At 42.7% G+C, this 15,388-nt stretch carries 14 protein-coding genes and 1 pseudogene; 9 read left to right on the forward strand and 6 right to left on the reverse strand.

Annotated features, from left to right (window positions below; genetic code table 11):
• The first annotated feature begins 224 nt into the window (after positions 1-224).
• The 3 genes from E2K74_RS02065 (at position 225) to E2K74_RS02075 (ending at position 5,140) form a co-directional block, all read left to right on the forward strand.
• Positions 225-2,228 (forward strand): hypothetical protein, encoded by a 2,004-nt coding sequence (locus tag E2K74_RS02065; protein WP_151206085.1) that lies wholly within the window; start codon positions 225-227, stop codon positions 2,226-2,228.
• Positions 2,229-2,315: 87 nt separating this feature from the next.
• Entirely contained in the window at positions 2,316-4,031 is a 1,716-nt protein-coding gene (locus E2K74_RS02070; protein ID WP_151206086.1) for an AAA family ATPase, read from the forward strand.
• Between the two features lie 125 nt (positions 4,032-4,156).
• Positions 4,157-5,140: an ion transporter gene (locus tag E2K74_RS02075; RefSeq protein ID WP_151206087.1), complete on the forward strand. Its 984-nt coding sequence runs from the start codon at positions 4,157-4,159 to the stop codon at positions 5,138-5,140.
• A gap of 182 nt (positions 5,141-5,322) precedes the next feature.
• Here E2K74_RS02075 and E2K74_RS02080 read toward each other — a convergent pair whose 3' ends face one another.
• Complete coding sequence (locus E2K74_RS02080; protein WP_151203885.1) at positions 5,323-5,775, reverse strand: DUF441 domain-containing protein; 453 nt, start codon at positions 5,773-5,775, stop codon at positions 5,323-5,325.
• A gap of 136 nt (positions 5,776-5,911) precedes the next feature.
• Here E2K74_RS02080 and E2K74_RS02085 point away from each other — a divergent pair, with 136 nt between their 5' ends.
• Complete coding sequence (locus E2K74_RS02085) at positions 5,912-6,619, forward strand: pseudouridine synthase (protein ID WP_151206088.1); 708 nt, start codon at positions 5,912-5,914, stop codon at positions 6,617-6,619.
• A 19-nt stretch (positions 6,620-6,638) separates the two neighbouring features.
• Here the strand turns inward: E2K74_RS02085 and E2K74_RS02090 are convergent, their stop codons facing one another.
• From E2K74_RS02090 to E2K74_RS02100, 3 genes are all read right to left on the reverse strand, one after another.
• The gene (locus E2K74_RS02090; protein ID WP_151203883.1) at positions 6,639-7,082 is read right to left on the reverse strand and encodes a GNAT family N-acetyltransferase; all 444 of its coding nucleotides are present in this window, start codon (positions 7,080-7,082) and stop codon (positions 6,639-6,641) included.
• Between the two features lie 97 nt (positions 7,083-7,179).
• A complete protein-coding gene (locus tag E2K74_RS02095) occupies positions 7,180-7,527 on the reverse strand; it encodes a type II toxin-antitoxin system RelB/DinJ family antitoxin (protein ID WP_151203882.1) in 348 nt (115 codons plus the stop codon).
• Positions 7,528-7,641: 114 nt separating this feature from the next.
• On the reverse strand, positions 7,642-8,550 hold the full coding sequence (locus E2K74_RS02100) for a pseudouridine synthase (protein WP_151206089.1): 909 nt from the start codon (positions 8,548-8,550) through the stop codon (positions 7,642-7,644).
• 128 nt (positions 8,551-8,678) lie between these two features.
• Between E2K74_RS02100 and tsaE the strand changes: the two genes are divergently transcribed.
• The 5 genes and pseudogenes from tsaE (at position 8,679) to E2K74_RS15105 (ending at position 13,388) form a co-directional block, all read left to right on the forward strand.
• Positions 8,679-9,158: a tRNA (adenosine(37)-N6)-threonylcarbamoyltransferase complex ATPase subunit type 1 TsaE gene (gene tsaE / locus E2K74_RS02105; protein WP_151206090.1), complete on the forward strand. Its 480-nt coding sequence runs from the start codon at positions 8,679-8,681 to the stop codon at positions 9,156-9,158.
• Positions 9,148-11,118, forward strand: coding sequence for a DNA mismatch repair endonuclease MutL (gene mutL / locus E2K74_RS02110; protein ID WP_151206091.1), 1,971 nt, complete (start codon positions 9,148-9,150; stop codon positions 11,116-11,118). Before tsaE ends, mutL begins: the two co-directional genes overlap by 11 nt.
• Positions 11,119-11,124: 6 nt before the next feature.
• Positions 11,125-12,069, forward strand: coding sequence for a tRNA (adenosine(37)-N6)-dimethylallyltransferase MiaA (gene miaA / locus E2K74_RS02115; protein WP_151206092.1), 945 nt, complete (start codon positions 11,125-11,127; stop codon positions 12,067-12,069).
• 93 nt (positions 12,070-12,162) lie between these two features.
• On the forward strand, positions 12,163-12,501 hold the full coding sequence (gene hfq, locus E2K74_RS02120) for an RNA chaperone Hfq (RefSeq protein WP_151203877.1): 339 nt from the start codon (positions 12,163-12,165) through the stop codon (positions 12,499-12,501).
• Positions 12,502-12,673: 172 nt separating this feature from the next.
• Positions 12,674-13,388 (forward strand): annotated as a pseudogene (locus E2K74_RS15105) (IS5/IS1182 family transposase).
• 194 nt (positions 13,389-13,582) lie between these two features.
• On the opposite strand, the gene E2K74_RS02130 reads toward E2K74_RS15105, so the two are convergent.
• Positions 13,583-14,122: a gamma carbonic anhydrase family protein gene (locus tag E2K74_RS02130; RefSeq protein ID WP_151206094.1), complete on the reverse strand. Its 540-nt coding sequence runs from the start codon at positions 14,120-14,122 to the stop codon at positions 13,583-13,585.
• 102 nt (positions 14,123-14,224) lie between these two features.
• Positions 14,225-15,373 (reverse strand): D-alanyl-D-alanine carboxypeptidase PBP5/6, encoded by a 1,149-nt coding sequence (dacC, locus tag E2K74_RS02135; RefSeq protein WP_151203875.1) that lies wholly within the window; start codon positions 15,371-15,373, stop codon positions 14,225-14,227.
• Positions 15,374-15,388: the final 15 nt, after the last annotated feature.

Here is a 15,388-nt window from a genome sequence, read left to right on the forward strand (position 1 = left end):
CAACTCGAACTCTCTGAGGTTCAAGCAATTACTGTCAGGTGTCTGCAAGATCATTTAGGGGCCTTTTTTTAATTTTTACTTTGCTTTACAGTAAGTCGAAATAGTTTAAAAATAATAATTGGTTTTTTAAGCCTGCACGTGCAGAACTGTTTTTAAAGACAATCGCTTCTAGGCCTATGACTCAATATGCTTCAATAGAAAAATAAAATGATGGGGATTCATATATGGAACAGGATAGCCTGCTACTGCGTTTAAAGCAGTCCGCTCAACAAAGTCTCAGTATTTTCCCCAATCTGAACGAACTTTATCTCGATCAGATGGCGCTGATTGGCCAGCTGAATGCGCAAAACCTGTTCAAGATTTATCAAGAGCAGCACCGGATTGATCTGCTCAATGGAATGTTTTATATCCAGTTTTATACGCCCAAGGAGTTAGATCAGCAACGGGCACATGTCTTGGCGGAGGCTCATTTTGATTTTAAACAGGCCAAAGCCGAAGCGCTGGAAGATTTCTTTTTTCAAGATATTTACTTTTTAACCGGTGATTTAAAACCACAGCATTCGCTTTTTTTAAGAGACAAGGCCAAGTCTTTACGCCAGATTCTTATAGATCAGGTCTATGCCTGGGTAGAGGGGCCGAAGCGGGTTGCTGAATGTTTGAGCCAGATGTCAGCTGTTCAAGCCGAAATTATGGACTCTCTGATGATTCAGGCGGAGCTGTATCATCAACCGGTGCTGTATGCCTATGTCCAGCATGGACAGGAAATTCCTGTCGAGATGCTGAACCGCTTGCAGCAGGTTTTTTCCTTACACTACTTACAGTCGAATGAGTTCCTGTCAATTCAATCCTTGATGGATAGTTTAGATGAATTTTGTTTTAGTGCAGCCGAGTTCCTGCATCCGGCGACTCTCCGGATTATGGCATTATCTTTTGAGAACCGTTTTAACCTGTATGAGCTGAATGAGCATATCGATGATATTCGACTGTTATATCGTCATGCTGAAGAGCAAAGTAATCTGTTGGGCTTTGTTCGTTTAATGAACCGCGAGGTCTGGCAACGGGATGACTTGTTATCCAAGCGCAATTTTCTGGAAAATGACAGTTATTTGTGGCAAAAAAAGGTGGCCAATTTACCCCTATTTGATTGCAAGCGCACGGTTAATTGGCTATTTAAACAGTCTGCTGAGGTGCTGGATTGGCTGAGCATGAATATTCAGCACAGCAGTGTGCGGGTTGCCGCGACCGCTTTAAGCTTTATTGATAGCCATCATATTCATCCACAAATCATTCTGGCCACCCTGCAATATTTTCAATATGTGGCAGCGCGTCTGTTCATTCATAGTGCGCATCAATATGCGATTCAATATGACTGGTTTCAGCATCAGCAGAATCAGAAGGTTGCCCTGAAAGGCACTGGCCAAGCCTATGAAGATCAGCGTATTGCCATTAGCCCCTCCATTTTGTATCTGGATGAATGGAGAGGCTTATTACGGGATATGGCACTGAATGATCATATGACTAAAAAGGTGTATACCAATTTAAGCCGGGTCATGCAGGCATTTATGCAACATTTATATAAAGTCACTCAGGATCTGCCAGTAGATGTACTGGCCTATATTCGCCCGCAGACACAGCAGGACCGCGATTTTTATCATGTATTGCAGCGGAACCGCATTCCTTTTGTAGAGTTTCGAAAGCGCTTTTATTTACAGAACCGGCATGTGCGTGAGTCAGTTTTTGAGGGTTATGTGCGTGATTATTTACCGGAATATTTTTCTACTCATGCTGATGTGGCTAAAAATCTGACTTGGAGCAGCCTGTTTGCCCAAGCCGTAGCGTGGCATAACCATATTCAGAAACAAGAAATTGTCGCCAAGCTTAAAAAGGAGTTTGCCCTAGCTAGCTGGACAGCACGTACCCAGGCACCGTTTTTACTGTATTTTAATTGGCGCTTTGAGGAATTAAAAAGTTTAGACCGGATTCTTGAAGAAGCTCGAATATTCAGGAATTGTCTGGCTGCAAGTTACGCACAGCGGATCGTTGAAGGAGAATATGTGGCCTTTCGGATGTCGCATCCTGATATTCATTTACCGCTGATTTTGGGTTGCCAGTTACAGGATGGGCATGTAATTTTTGACCAGCTGGAGTATCCGAACAATCAAAAAGCGGAACTGGAATATATCAATATTGCCCAGCATTTTATTGACTGGCTCAACCTGCAAGCCTGACCGGATTTAGGCCTTTTCCGCTGTGATGCTTAACTTTTCCGCCAAAAATCGTTAGGCTATAGCCGTTCTTTTAGGGTATCTCTTTTTATGAAACAGGAAACTGCGCTTAAGTTATTAAAAGCAGGAGAAAATGTCTTTTTAACCGGTTCTGCAGGGGCAGGCAAAACCTATACGCTCAATCAATATATCAATTATCTAAAAGCCCGTAAGGTCTCTGTCGCAATTACGGCCTCGACCGGTATCGCGGCGACGCACATGAACGGAATGACGATTCACACTTGGGCGGGTATCGGGATTAAGGACTTTTTGTCTGACGAAGACTTAAAGCGCATGAAAGAGCGTAAATACCTGAAAGAACATCTGGAAAATGCGCAAGTCCTGATTATTGATGAAATCTCCATGTTGCATGCCAAGCAGCTGAACTTGGTCAATCAGGTACTGAAATATTTCAAGGAAAGCGATGAGGCTTTTGGTGGCATTCAGGTGATTGTAGCAGGTGACTTTTTCCAGTTACCGCCAGTGGGTAAAAATGATGAGCGTAATCGGGACAAATTCTGTTTTATGTCTGAAGCTTGGGTCGAAGCCAAGTTTCGGGTGTGTTATCTGACTGAGCAGCATCGTCAGGGCAATGATTATCTGAATGATATTTTAAATGCGATTCGTGCTCAGGCCATTACGCAGGAGCATCTGGCCGCCCTGCATAGCACACGTCAGCAAGAAATCGGCGAGACTTATACGCGTCTGTATACCCATAACATGGATGTGGACAGTATTAACTTTAAACATCTAAATGAAATTGATCAGGATCCACGGCAGTTCGATGCGCAGTGTGATGGAAATGAAAAACTGATTGAAACCTTAAAATCATCCGTGCGAGCCCCCGAGGCTTTAACCCTGAAAAAACATGCCAAAGTGATGTTCGTGAAAAATAACTTTGATATGGGTTATATCAACGGCAGTTTGGGGGAAGTCATTGGTTTTGAAGATGATGATGAATATGGCATTCTGCCTAAAGTGAAACTCACCGATGGAACCACCTTGCTTGTTGAGCCTGAAACCTGGTCAGTCGATAATGAAGCGGGTAAAACCATTGCCAGTTTCCAGCAGATTCCCTTACGTCTGGCCTGGGCCATTACCATTCATAAATCTCAAGGCATGACATTAGAGGCGGCTGAAATTGACCTCAATCATACCTTTGAAAAAGGGCAGGGCTATGTGGCGCTGTCACGTTTAAAGACCTTAAGTGGATTACGCCTGAAAGGTTTTAATGAACAGGCTTTAGAGCTTGACAGTTTGGCGATTAAAGCAGATCGCCGTTTTCAGGAACTGTCTGATGAAGCCGAGGCCAATTTTTCCCATGTCGATTTGACTACTCAGCATAAGGCCTTTATTCGTCACTGCGGCGGAACCTTGAATGAAACTGAAATTCAGCGTAATGAAAGGAAAATTGCCAAAAGTGGCGCTAAAACCAATTATGCCACTGCCACGCTGGATGAAACCCGTGAGCTGTTTGAAGAAGGCTATGAAATTGCTGATATTGCGACAGAACGTGGTCTGACGCCTGCAACCATTATTAATCATTTGGGCCGTTTGCAGAAGGAACGAGGACTGGATATTTCAATCGCTCATCCGGGGGAAGAAGTGGTTGAGCAAGTGCGCAAGATTTATAAACGTCTGACTAAACGCCAAAACTCCGATCATTTTAATGATGATGGCAGTATCAAATTACGCCCGATTGTCGAGCTGACCAGTCCGCGGATGGGCTATGATCAGGTGCGTCTGGCCTTACTGTTTGTTGAATAACCTTGCGTGAAGTACTGAAGATGGATGTTTGATGAATACTTTATCATTTATCCGGCATTCCATCTTTTTCAACTTGAATTAACAGATTAAAATAGAAAGTACTCTCAATCACAATCTGCACGAATATGGTATTTACCACGTGGTACTCACTCAGAAAATTCGTTTATAACAATTTACATAATGAAGAATACGAAACAAAATTTAGCCGGATCATCAACTATTTTTTAATTTTACTGATCATTAGTAATGCCAGCGCCGTATTATTGGAATCAGTAAATGATATTTATCAATCTTATTCGTTGTTTTTTGATTTATTTGAATATTTTTCTATCCTGATTTTTTCTATCGAATATCTCTTGCGTTTTTGGTCTATCGCCGAAGAGAGTCCCTTTGAAAGTGCATGGAAGAATCGCCTGAATTGGGTAAAAAGCGGTGGAGCAATGATTGATTTATTAGCCATTCTACCGGCTTATATCAATTTTTGGGTGCCGATCGACTTACGTTTTCTCAGAATTTTACGGCTGTTACGACTGTTAAAGTTGACACGGTATTTTGTGTCCTTGCAAATTCTCTTGCGCGTGATTGAACGTGAAAAAGGTTCTTTTCAGGCAGTCGTATTTATTTTGAGCATCATGATTGTCATGGCAGCCGCCTGTATATATGTGGTTGAGAGCAAGGCGCAACCAGAGGTATTTACTTCAATTCCGGCTTCTATGTGGTGGGCGGTGGTCACACTCACCACTGTGGGGTATGGAGATGTAACCCCTATTACGCCTGTAGGGCGTTTTTTGGGTGCACTTATTACCATTTTAGGGGTAGGGCTAGCCGCGTTGCCGGCGGGTATTTTAGCCACGGGTTTAACGCATGAGCTGGAACAACGTAAACAAAATCTGGAATTAAAGTTTAGAGAATTATTACAAAATGCTGAAATCGATTTATTGATTGATCAAGAGAAAATTGAAAATATTCGCAAAGAGGTGGGACTGAGTATGGAGCAGACGCAGGATATTATTTTTCAATTGATGCGTGAGCAACGCGAAGAAGCATTACAGCAAGAGCGGGAACACTATGCTTATTGTCCACATTGTGGGAAAAAACTACCAGATTAAAAATGCTTATCCAAAGGGCTTAGAACTATTCCTAATAGGTGACTGCTTAAGCTTTGGAACGGAAATTATTGAGTGCATGGCCTCGCTAAATCGATATGCCAGGAAGCTGCAACAGGAGTGTTTCAGGGCATCTTCTTTTTCCTAGATTACACCTTGTTGCACTTCATGCGAATTCACTCCCATTATCTGGTTCCAATCAATAACGATAAAATCCCGGCTGCAATCAATGGTCCCACCGGTACCCCGCGCAGGACAGCTACACCTGCGACTGTACCAATCAACAGGCCGGCCACTACATCTGGCTGATTTGCCATCAGTTTGACCCCACGTCCACCGAGCCAGGCCACAAAAAGACCAATACTAATCGCCAGTAAAGATTTCCAGCTAAGAAAAGATTTCAGAATGCTTTCCCCAGGAATTTTTCCACTCGCAATCGGGGCCAATACGCCAATCGTTAAAATAATAATCCCGATATTTAGGCCGTGCTGCTGAACATAAGGAAGTAGGTCATGCAGTGGCGTAATTTTAAGTACAATCAGCACCGCTGCAGCAATGGTCACTGCACTATTATGGCTAAATATACCGCAAGCCAGTAAAACCAAAAGAACAATCAGGTTTAAATCAAGTTGGGACATAGGAGATAGAAAAATGAAACTTCACAGGATTATAGGCTTTTTAACCTGAGAGGGGGAGAAAAACCGGACAGCGCAGAATCTTGATGGAATTTCAGTATAGAATGCGCCTATCTCCCGTTTAAGCAGGTTCAAACAGATGCTATTAGAGAAAATGTTGCAATCACAAGGTTTCGGTTCACGTAAGCATTGCCAGCAACTAATTAAGAATGGTGCTGTTTCAATTCAGGGAGAAATCATCGATGAACCCAAATATAAGCTCAATCTGCAAGACCTTATATTTAGTGTCTATGGTCATGAACATCGCTACCGGGAAAAAGTCTATATTGCTTTAAATAAGCCCCAAGACTATGAATGTTCCCATCAAGCCACGCATCATTTCAGTGTTTTTGACCTGTTTGACGACATTCTGTTGAATCGCGGCCTGCAATGTGTGGGTCGTCTGGATCAGGATACCACCGGGCTGTTACTACTGACAGATGATGGTCAGTTTCTGCAAGCCCTGACGCACCCGAAAAAGCATGTGGCAAAGGTTTATCAGATGACCACAGCCGATCCGATTACAGCGGAGCAGATTCAGCAGCTGGAACAGGGAGTTGAGCTAAGAAATGAAAAAGGTGTCTTTGCAGCGACCCATGTCAGTCGTTTGGATGAAAAACGTTTACAAATGACCATTCATCAAGGGGTGTATCATCAGGTTAAGCGTATGCTGGCTGCAGTGGGAAATAAAGTTGAGCAGCTACATCGTGCCCGGATTGGGGCATTGGCATGTAATGACTTGGGGGAGGGGGAATGGATTTATTTGACCGAAGAACAGGTGGCTCAGGCAAAATTCCGTTCAGAATAACAAGCGCAAGTTAAAAGGTTTATTTTAAAAAGCAGTGGTAAGTCTGAAACTCATCATCTTTAACAAATCCCATGGATTCATACAAGTGGTGGGACTGGTAATTATTCTTTTGGGTTTCCAGACTGATTCTTAAGGCCTGTTGATGTTTGGCAAATAAAACTGCTGTATCAATCAACTGTTTGGCCGCGCCCTGACGGCGATAAGCCGGGCTGATATAAACATCATCCAAAATATAATAAGTGGAACAGGCGACTGAGGAAAAACCTAAATACAGCACAATAAAGCCGATTAAGGCCTCATCTTTAGTATTAATGAAAATAACGGTTTGACCATCTTCAAAACGCTGTTTCAGGAATTGATGGGAAAGATCAAAATTGGAAGAAGCACCATAAAACTGGCGATACTCATCAAATAAAACAGCCAGATTATGCAGATCTTCCGACTGGGCGCGTCGTACAATCATTGGCTTACTCCATGCTAATTTTGCTTGATCATTAGCATAAAGCATAGCGAAATTAGCCAGAGGAGGGACTTAAGAATTGTTCCTAAGTGCAACAATGTTAAATTTTGTCGCTTTCACCCAAAATTGCATTAAGTTCTTCAAATAAATCAAGATGATCATCATCTGCAACCAGTTCTTGATGATCTGCTGCCTGAGCAGTAGTAACCGGGTGAAGGGCTTGCTCTGCTCTCAGTTCATTTTGCTTCAGTTTGCGCAATTTAATCAGCTGCTCCAGATCGATATTCTGGTTCTCGATGGAGAAAGGAATTGACTTGGTAATAACAACCTGTTTAAAAAACAGCCGCACTGCCTGAGCGGGTGTAATCCCTAATTGCTTAAATACTGCAAAAGCCTGTTTCTTTTCTTGGGAATCCAGGCGAATTTGATAGACTTCAGTTTTTCTCATAATATTTTCAAAGCTTTAAATTACTTAACTTTTCGCATTTATTCTAATCATTTAATGTTGAATTTCAATCTTAAAGCGACCGATTTTAGAAAATAATCTGTAATGACAAGCGATTTACAGTGTCAATTCAAATTTTGAGCTAAAACTCATCTGTTGTTCTGTGAGCGGATCCTTAAACTGGAGCTGTTTGGCAAGCAGTTTTAAAGGCTGGGAAAAGTCATATTCAGCTTTATGCACCACTTCGGGATAAAAAGGATCATGTTGAATCGGGATATTTAAATGATTCAAATGGACGCGCAGCTGATGCTGTTTTCCGGTATGGGGGTGCAGTTCATATTTTGCCCATTGCCCTTTGTGTTCTAGCAGTTGAATAAGCGTTTCACTATTTGGCTCACCTTCAACGATCTGCATGGTATAAAAAGGCTGACCTTTTTCCATTTTCAGGCTTAAAGTCATCGGGAAGTTTAAATCAGGACGATAAGCCGCAATCGCATGATAGGTTTTTTGTACCTGCCGGGTCGCAAACATCTGCTGATAGGCACCACGTGATTTTGCACATTTGGAAATCAGCACAACCCCGGCAGTTTCACGGTCCAGTCGGTGAATCGGGCTAAGATGCTCATTTCCAGTCTGCTGTTTTAGCCGGACGAGTAACGTTTCCTGTACATACTGTCCGGTGGGACTCATGGTCAAAAAGTGTGGCTTGTCGACCACCAGCAGATGTTCGTTTTCAAACAGAATCTGATGCTGAAAGGGAACATGGACTTCATGAGCCAAAAAGCGATAGTAAAAACAGTGCGTGTTGGGCTGAAAGGGACTCTCTACCGTTAAGACCTGACCCTGAGCATCATAAACCAGACCGAGCTCAAAGCGGGACTGCCATTCGCGGGGTTCGATGTGCCGGAACTGCTGACATAAATAAGCATAAATGGTCGCAGGACGGGGGGAAACAGCTTGCAAAAAAACTTTACTCGCACTTACGCCATTCAGCATAGGTGGCTTAAAATCAACAGGCGAATGCATGATTAGGTCGCAAGCTCTCTTATTAAAACAGATGCTGTGAAAAAACACAGTTTCTCACAGAGGTGAATAGGCTTTTAAAGTGCTGCGATGCTATCATAATTATTCTTTTATCGCATGTCGTGAGTAATATGCCTTATTCCTTGAATGTCACTTTAAATCATGAAGAAGATACCCGAAAATTGGCCAAAGTTCTGGCAGAAACCGTTCCTGCTGGTGTTGTCTATTTGATTGGTGACCTGGGGGCAGGGAAAACTACATTAACGCGCTATTACTTGCAGCAGCTTGGCCACAAAGGCTCGGTAAAAAGCCCCACCTATACTTTGGTTGAGCCGTATCAAATTAATGAGCAGGATATTTTCCATTTTGACCTGTATCGTCTAAATGACCCTTATGAGCTTGAATTGATGGGCATTCGAGATTATCTGGAAACGCCGAATGCGTTATTTTTATTTGAATGGCCATCTAAAGGTGGGGATGAAATTCCACAGGCAGATTTAATTATTGAAATTTTAAAATCCGAAGATGAACTTACACGTACTGTGAGTTTGATTTCATCTAATCTGGCATTAAAACAGGCTTTGGAGCGCGAATTTTCACATGGTTCATGATCTCAGTATACGCCGTATCCGTGCACTTGATCCGGCACTCGCCAACCAGATTGCAGCGGGAGAGGTGATTGAACGCCCCGCATCTGTGGTGAAGGAATTACTGGAAAACTCAATTGATGCAGGAGCAACCGAGCTGCTGATCCGGGTGGAACAGGGCGGCAGTACACTGATTGAAATCACTGATAATGGACGTGGTATCCATCATGAAGATTTGCCATTGGCTGTGCTGCGTCATGCGACCAGTAAAATTCAGACTGCGGAAGAGCTGCATGCCATTAACAGTCTCGGATTTCGTGGTGAGGCTTTGGCATCGATTGCTGCTGTATCGCGTTTAAGTCTGACCAGTAGCCAGAATGAAGACGGCATTGGCTATCAGGTCGAAGTCAATGGGACTGCGTTTGAACATCAGGAAATTCAGCCGGTCGCGGCGCCTAAAGGCACCCAGATCCGGGTGCAGGATTTATTCTTTAATGTACCGGCACGACGTAAATTTCTGAAAAAGCCTGGAACCGAATTTGGGCATATTGAAGAAATTGTCCGCCGTATGGCCTTGACCCATTTTAATATCCGTTTTGTTCTGGAACACAATGACAGCATCAAACTGAATCTGCCAGTGGCAGACAGTGGCGCATTACGCTTTCAGCGGGTGCAGCAGTTACTTGGCCGCCAGTTTACTGAAAATGCTTACTGGATGGATGCAGATAGTATTAACATGCGTTTATCGGGTTGGCTCGGTCATCCCTCGGATGCACGTGCACAGGCTGATCTGCAATATGTTTATGTGAATGGGCGGATTGTCAAAGATAAGACCATTTCCCATGCCTTGCGTATGGCGTATGATGGCATTCTGCATGGTCATCAGCATGCGGCCTATTTACTGTTTCTGGAAATTGACCCGGAAAGTATTGATGTCAATGTGCATCCGACCAAGCATGAAATACGTTTTCTGAACCAGCGTGAAGTGCATGAGTTTGTACGGCATTATGCCAAGGAAACCTTGGCACAGTTCCAGACGGCGAGTGCTGATCTGTCAGAGGCAATGAAGACTGAAGGTGAAGCTGTGGCGAGTGCATCTCAACCACGCTATCAGGAGCAATTCAGCTTGCACCAGTCAGTGACAGCCCAAATGCCAGCTCACTCGTCCACTGTTCCTGTTCAGGACGAAAATGCACCTTCGGATATACTGACAGATTTTGAATCCTCACGGCCGCAAACCGTGCATTATGCGCCAGATTACAGTAAATCTTATACTGGTTCACAGCAGCTCAATAATGCCTTAAAAAGCTATTTGGCACCCTTGCGAGAGCTTGACACTGTTACCGATGCGTCTATTGGCGATAGCTTTCAGACTCATCTGCAAAGTAAAATCGATGAACATCCTTTAGGCATTGCCATTGCCCAGCTGCACGGCATTTATATTCTGGCACAGAATACCGAAGGCCTGATTATTGTGGATATGCATGCGGCACATGAACGTATTTTGCTGCAACAGATGAAAATGGCCTGGGACAAGCCGGAATTCTGGATGTCACAACAATTGTTGATACCTAAAGTCGTGAATATCAGCCGGATGCAGGCCATGCGGATTGATGAGCTGAAAGATCAGCTGGCACGTCTCGGGCTGGAAATTGATCAGTATGGTGATGAGCAGGTGATTGTACGTGGTGTACCGGCCATTTTGCACAAAGCCGATTTTGATGCCTTGATTCCTGAACTTCTTAATGACCTTGATCCCAATGATCAGGCGCAGGGCTTATTGCAGAAACGTGACCAGATTCTGGCAGGCATGGCTTGTCACGGTGCAGTACGTGCCCATCGTATTTTAAGTCTATCTGAAATGAATGCTTTATTGCGTCAGATGGAACACACTGAATTTGCGAGTCAATGTAATCATGGTCGTCCAACCTGGCGAGCTTTTCCATTGGCTCAACTTGATAAACTTTTTGCTCGGGGAGAGTAGTCTTACATGTCCAATCAACTGCCGGTCATCAATTTAATGGGACCAACTGCAAGCGGTAAAACTGCTTTGGCATGTGAACTTTATGAGCAAGGAAATTTTGAACTGATTTCAGTTGATTCAGCCTTGGTTTACAAGGAGATGGATATTGGTACAGCCAAGCCCTCAAAAGAGGAACTGGCGCGTTATCCGCATCATCTGATCGATATTATTAGTCCGCTGGAAGTCTATTCGGCTGCAAACTTTGTCGAAGATGCCTGCAAACTGATTGATGAGATTCATGCACGTGCTAAAACCCCAATTTTAGTGGGTGGCACTATGCTGTATTTTAAGGCGCTATTAGAAGGTTTGTCGGATAATTTGCCAAGTGCAGACTATACGGTTCGTGCTGAGATTGAAGATGAGGCTATACGTGAAGGCTGGGAGGCCGTCTATGCAGAATTGTGTCGGGTTGACCCAGCCGCTGGACAAAAGTTTAAGCCAAGTGATAGACAGCGCATCATCCGTGCCTTGGAAGTCTTTAGGCTGACAGGTGAGCCGATTACAAAACTACAAGCAGAACAACCAAAAAATCAACCATATCGTTACAGTTTCCATAATTATGCCCTGATGCCAGATCGGGTAGAATTGCACAAACGTATTGAGATGCGGCTTGAATTAATGTGGAAAAACGGATTTTTGAATGAAGTTAAGGAGTTAATGGGAAAATACGATTTTGATGATAATTTACCGTCAATGCGTTCAGTTGGTTATCGTCAGGCCATAGAATTCTTAAAAAATGGCAATATAAGTAGCGAAAAACAACGAGAAATGGAAGATAAGGCTTTGTTCGCAACACGACAACTTGCAAAACGTCAATATACCTGGTTGAGATCTTTGCAAGAAAAGCATAAATTTACTACATATTTTACGCTCGAGCAGGCCCAAGAAGACTTGCGAAACTGTCACGGATAAAGCAAAATTTAGAGACTATCTTTTTTATAATTTTTAATTGAAAAATAGAGATAGTTTTTTGCGCTGATTTTTAATTTTTTTTGGAGTTATAACATGTCTAAAGGTCAAACTTTACAAGATCCGTTTCTGAATTCTCTTCGTAAGGAACGTATTCCTGTTTCTATCTTCCTGGTAAACGGTATCAAATTACAAGGTCATATTGAATCTTTTGACCAATATGTTGTTTTATTAAAAAATACAGTAAGCCAAATGGTTTACAAACATGCAATTTCAACTGTAGTTCCTGCACGTAATCCACGTCCTGCTGGTGCACCTGCTGGTCCTCAAGGCGCGGGCTTTGGTGGTCAAGGCGCAGGCTTTGGTGCTCAAGGCACAGGCTTTGAGAATGACTCGAAATTTGAAGATTCTTCAGACGACGAAAACAATCGTTAATCGAATCTGAAATAAAAAAACCTCTCTATTGAGAGGTTTTTTTATAAGTATTAATTTTAAACCTATAAAAAAATTTAATATTGTAGTGTCGGATCTATAGATATTTTTTAAAAAATAGCGAGATAGTACAATCAATCGCTAACCCGATTTTACACTCACTACACCTCATACCATGCTGACATCAACGCGGTCTAAGTTAAGAACTATTTTCCGTCATTTTTATATTTATCCCGAACGAGATCTTTGGAATTTTATTGAAACTATTTTTGATCCAATTTGACTAGATTAGTCTTGGCGAGATTTACTTACCGCCTTTAGGAAATCCAATATAATATTCAAGCAGCTTTCTCGATGGTCAAAAATAAACTATTCAAAGTATTTAATTTGCTCTGATGCTGCTTCAGAGTGGATATTTATTGGTGCAAGCTAGGCGCACATATCAGTCTGCTACGGGCATTCAAAATCAGGGTATTTCAAAAGTATCGGTAGAGACAGCGCTCAAATTCATTTAGGAGTCGATTTAAATGGTAATCCTAGAATTATCATTGGGGATGAGACAAGCTATAAGGTCCAAGTTTCTCCTGCTTTAGTTGTTTGTTTGGGTGTGGCAGAAACTGATATTATTGCTGATAAAAGTTATGACGAAAAATTACTAAGAGAAAAAAATCAATATATTCAAACTCAAATAAATGCCCCGGGAAGAATTTACTCGAAGTCTAGCGGTAAAAATATAGATCGGTATGTATATGAAATGAGGCCTTTAGTTGACAATATCTTTGCAAGCTTAAAACAGCTTAGAGATATGGCTACTCGATATGACCTGCTAAAGCGTAATTATTAAAGTGCGGTTTTTTTCAGCTTGTATTTATATTTGGCTGCCTTTATGAAAGGTTAACAGCCCCTCATTTGAGAACCACTTACATATAGCAATGCTGCTGTTTGAGAAAAAAGCCTCAACACAGAGTAATTGACTACTATCGCACCCAAGGACTAGAGTTGTACATTTGGTGTGGTAGCCCAAGCGGTGCCTCTCGTCCTTTTGTTTTTTAAGCCAATTTTTATTTGTGATGGATAGAGAAGCTCAAGCTTGGTCCAAGTAATTAGTCGATACCTTGACATAATTCTGTGCGGAATAAGGTAAAAAAGCCAATTCTTTTTCAGTTAGTGGACGGGCTTTTTTGGCAGGGCTGCCCACATATAACCAGCCACTTTCCAGTACCTTGCCGGGCGGTACCAGCGTTCCTGCACCAATCATGACATCATCAGGAATTAACACATCATCCAGAATAATACTGTTAATGCCAATGAGGACGCGGTTGCCAATGGTGCAGCCATGTAGAGTCACATGATGGCCAATCGTGACATCTTCTCCAATAATTAAAGGTGAACCATTTGGTTTGTCAGTTTTTTTATGGCTGACATGCAGCATGGCATGATCCTGAACGTTGGAGTTTTTACCGATTCGAATCGAGTTCACATCACCACGAATCACCGCAAAAGGCCATACTGAGACATTTTCAGCCAATACCACATCACCGACCACAATGCTCATGGGATCGATATAGCAGGAAGTATCGATCTGTGGGTGAGTGTTTAAATAAGGGCGAATATTTGGGTGCATATTGCGGGGTCCGAGGCTTATTAAAAAACATGAAGAGTATAGAACAAAAAAGCATCCATCTGAATGAATGCTTTGGCTTTCGTCTAAGACGGAATGTTTGACTTAGAACAGGTTACTGAAGAACTGTTTGATATGGTCGAGCATACGTGCAAAGAAGCCTGCTTCTTCAACCGCATTTAAAGCAACTAGCGGTTTTTCTGAAATGACTTTACCATCCAGAGTCGCTACATATTTCCCCACGACCTGACCTGGCTGTAAAGGTGCGGTCAGTTTCGGCTGAACGACCAACTGGGTTTTAATGGCATTAGCCTGACCTTTAGGCATAGTCACATTAAAGTTTTCTGCAAGACCGATCTGAACTTCATCTTCCTTTGCAAACCAGACTTTGGCCTTAGCCAACACCTGCTTAGCGGGTTGAACATTTTTGGTTTCAAAGTTGGCATAACCCCAAGCCAGCAAGTCGCGTGTCTGTGAAGCACGTTCCTGCATCGATGGCGCACCAAAAATCACCGAGATCAGGCGAGTTGGTCCGCGTTTGGCAGAGGTGGTTAAACAGAAACCCGCTTCATCTGTATGGCCGGTTTTTAAGCCATCCACACTTGGATCTGTATAGAGCAGGGCATTACGGTTACCCTGTTTGATGCCATTAAAGGTAAATTCTTTTTCTGAATAAATTGGATAGTATTTTGAGCTGTCTTTAATGATGTGCTGTGCCAAAATCGCCATATCTTTTGCAGTTGAATAATGACCTTCTGCTGGCATACCGGTTGAGTTCACAAAGCTGGTATTGACCATGCCGATACGTTTCGCTTCCTGATTCATCATATGTGCAAAGGTACCTTCGTTCCCTGCAATATGTTCAGCCATCGCCTTAGAAGCATCATTACCGGACTGGATAATAATCCCGCGTAACATTTCCAGTGTAGTCGCGGTACCGTTTAAGGGCACATACATACATGACTCGGTGCTACTCCCACGGCACCAGGCAGATTCGTTCATACGAACCTGTTCATTTTCAGTCAGCTCACCGCTTAATAACTTCTGTTCGATGAGATAACTGGTCATCATCTTGGTCATTGAAGCCGGGGCAAGTTTTTCATTTTCATTTTTTGCAGCGAGAATTTGCCCTGTCTCGAAGTCCATTAGCACATAAGATTTATTATTCAATTCTGGTGGTGCAGATAAGACAGTTGCTGCAAAGCTGAAACTAGGAATTAATAATAATGCAGCAAGAGCGGTTTTTTGGGTCATTTCTAGTGGGTTCCA

Source organism: Acinetobacter sp. RF15B (assembly GCF_007558235.1).
Classification (GTDB): domain Bacteria; phylum Pseudomonadota; class Gammaproteobacteria; order Pseudomonadales; family Moraxellaceae; genus Acinetobacter; species Acinetobacter lwoffii_C.

Bases quoted from the DNA above. Each gene is read 5' to 3' on its own strand.
- E2K74_RS02065 (WP_151206085.1), top strand. From the start codon at position 225: ATGGAACAGGATAGCCTGCTACTGCGTTTAAAGCAGTCCGCTCAACAA.
- E2K74_RS02070 (WP_151206086.1), top strand. From the start codon at position 2,316: ATGAAACAGGAAACTGCGCTTAAGTTATTAAAAGCAGGAGAAAATGTC.
- E2K74_RS02075 (WP_151206087.1), top strand. From the start codon at position 4,157: ATGGTATTTACCACGTGGTACTCACTCAGAAAATTCGTTTATAACAAT.
- E2K74_RS02080 (WP_151203885.1), bottom strand. From the start codon at position 5,775: ATGTCCCAACTTGATTTAAACCTGATTGTTCTTTTGGTTTTACTGGCT.
- E2K74_RS02085 (WP_151206088.1), top strand. From the start codon at position 5,912: ATGCTATTAGAGAAAATGTTGCAATCACAAGGTTTCGGTTCACGTAAG.
- E2K74_RS02090 (WP_151203883.1), bottom strand. From the start codon at position 7,082: ATGATTGTACGACGCGCCCAGTCGGAAGATCTGCATAATCTGGCTGTT.
- E2K74_RS02095 (WP_151203882.1), bottom strand. From the start codon at position 7,527: ATGAGAAAAACTGAAGTCTATCAAATTCGCCTGGATTCCCAAGAAAAG.
- E2K74_RS02100 (WP_151206089.1), bottom strand. From the start codon at position 8,550: ATGCATTCGCCTGTTGATTTTAAGCCACCTATGCTGAATGGCGTAAGT.
- tsaE (WP_151206090.1), top strand. From the start codon at position 8,679: ATGCCTTATTCCTTGAATGTCACTTTAAATCATGAAGAAGATACCCGA.
- mutL (WP_151206091.1), top strand. From the start codon at position 9,148: ATGGTTCATGATCTCAGTATACGCCGTATCCGTGCACTTGATCCGGCA.
- miaA (WP_151206092.1), top strand. From the start codon at position 11,125: ATGTCCAATCAACTGCCGGTCATCAATTTAATGGGACCAACTGCAAGC.
- hfq (WP_151203877.1), top strand. From the start codon at position 12,163: ATGTCTAAAGGTCAAACTTTACAAGATCCGTTTCTGAATTCTCTTCGT.
- E2K74_RS02130 (WP_151206094.1), bottom strand. From the start codon at position 14,122: ATGCACCCAAATATTCGCCCTTATTTAAACACTCACCCACAGATCGAT.
- dacC (WP_151203875.1), bottom strand. From the start codon at position 15,373: ATGACCCAAAAAACCGCTCTTGCTGCATTATTATTAATTCCTAGTTTC.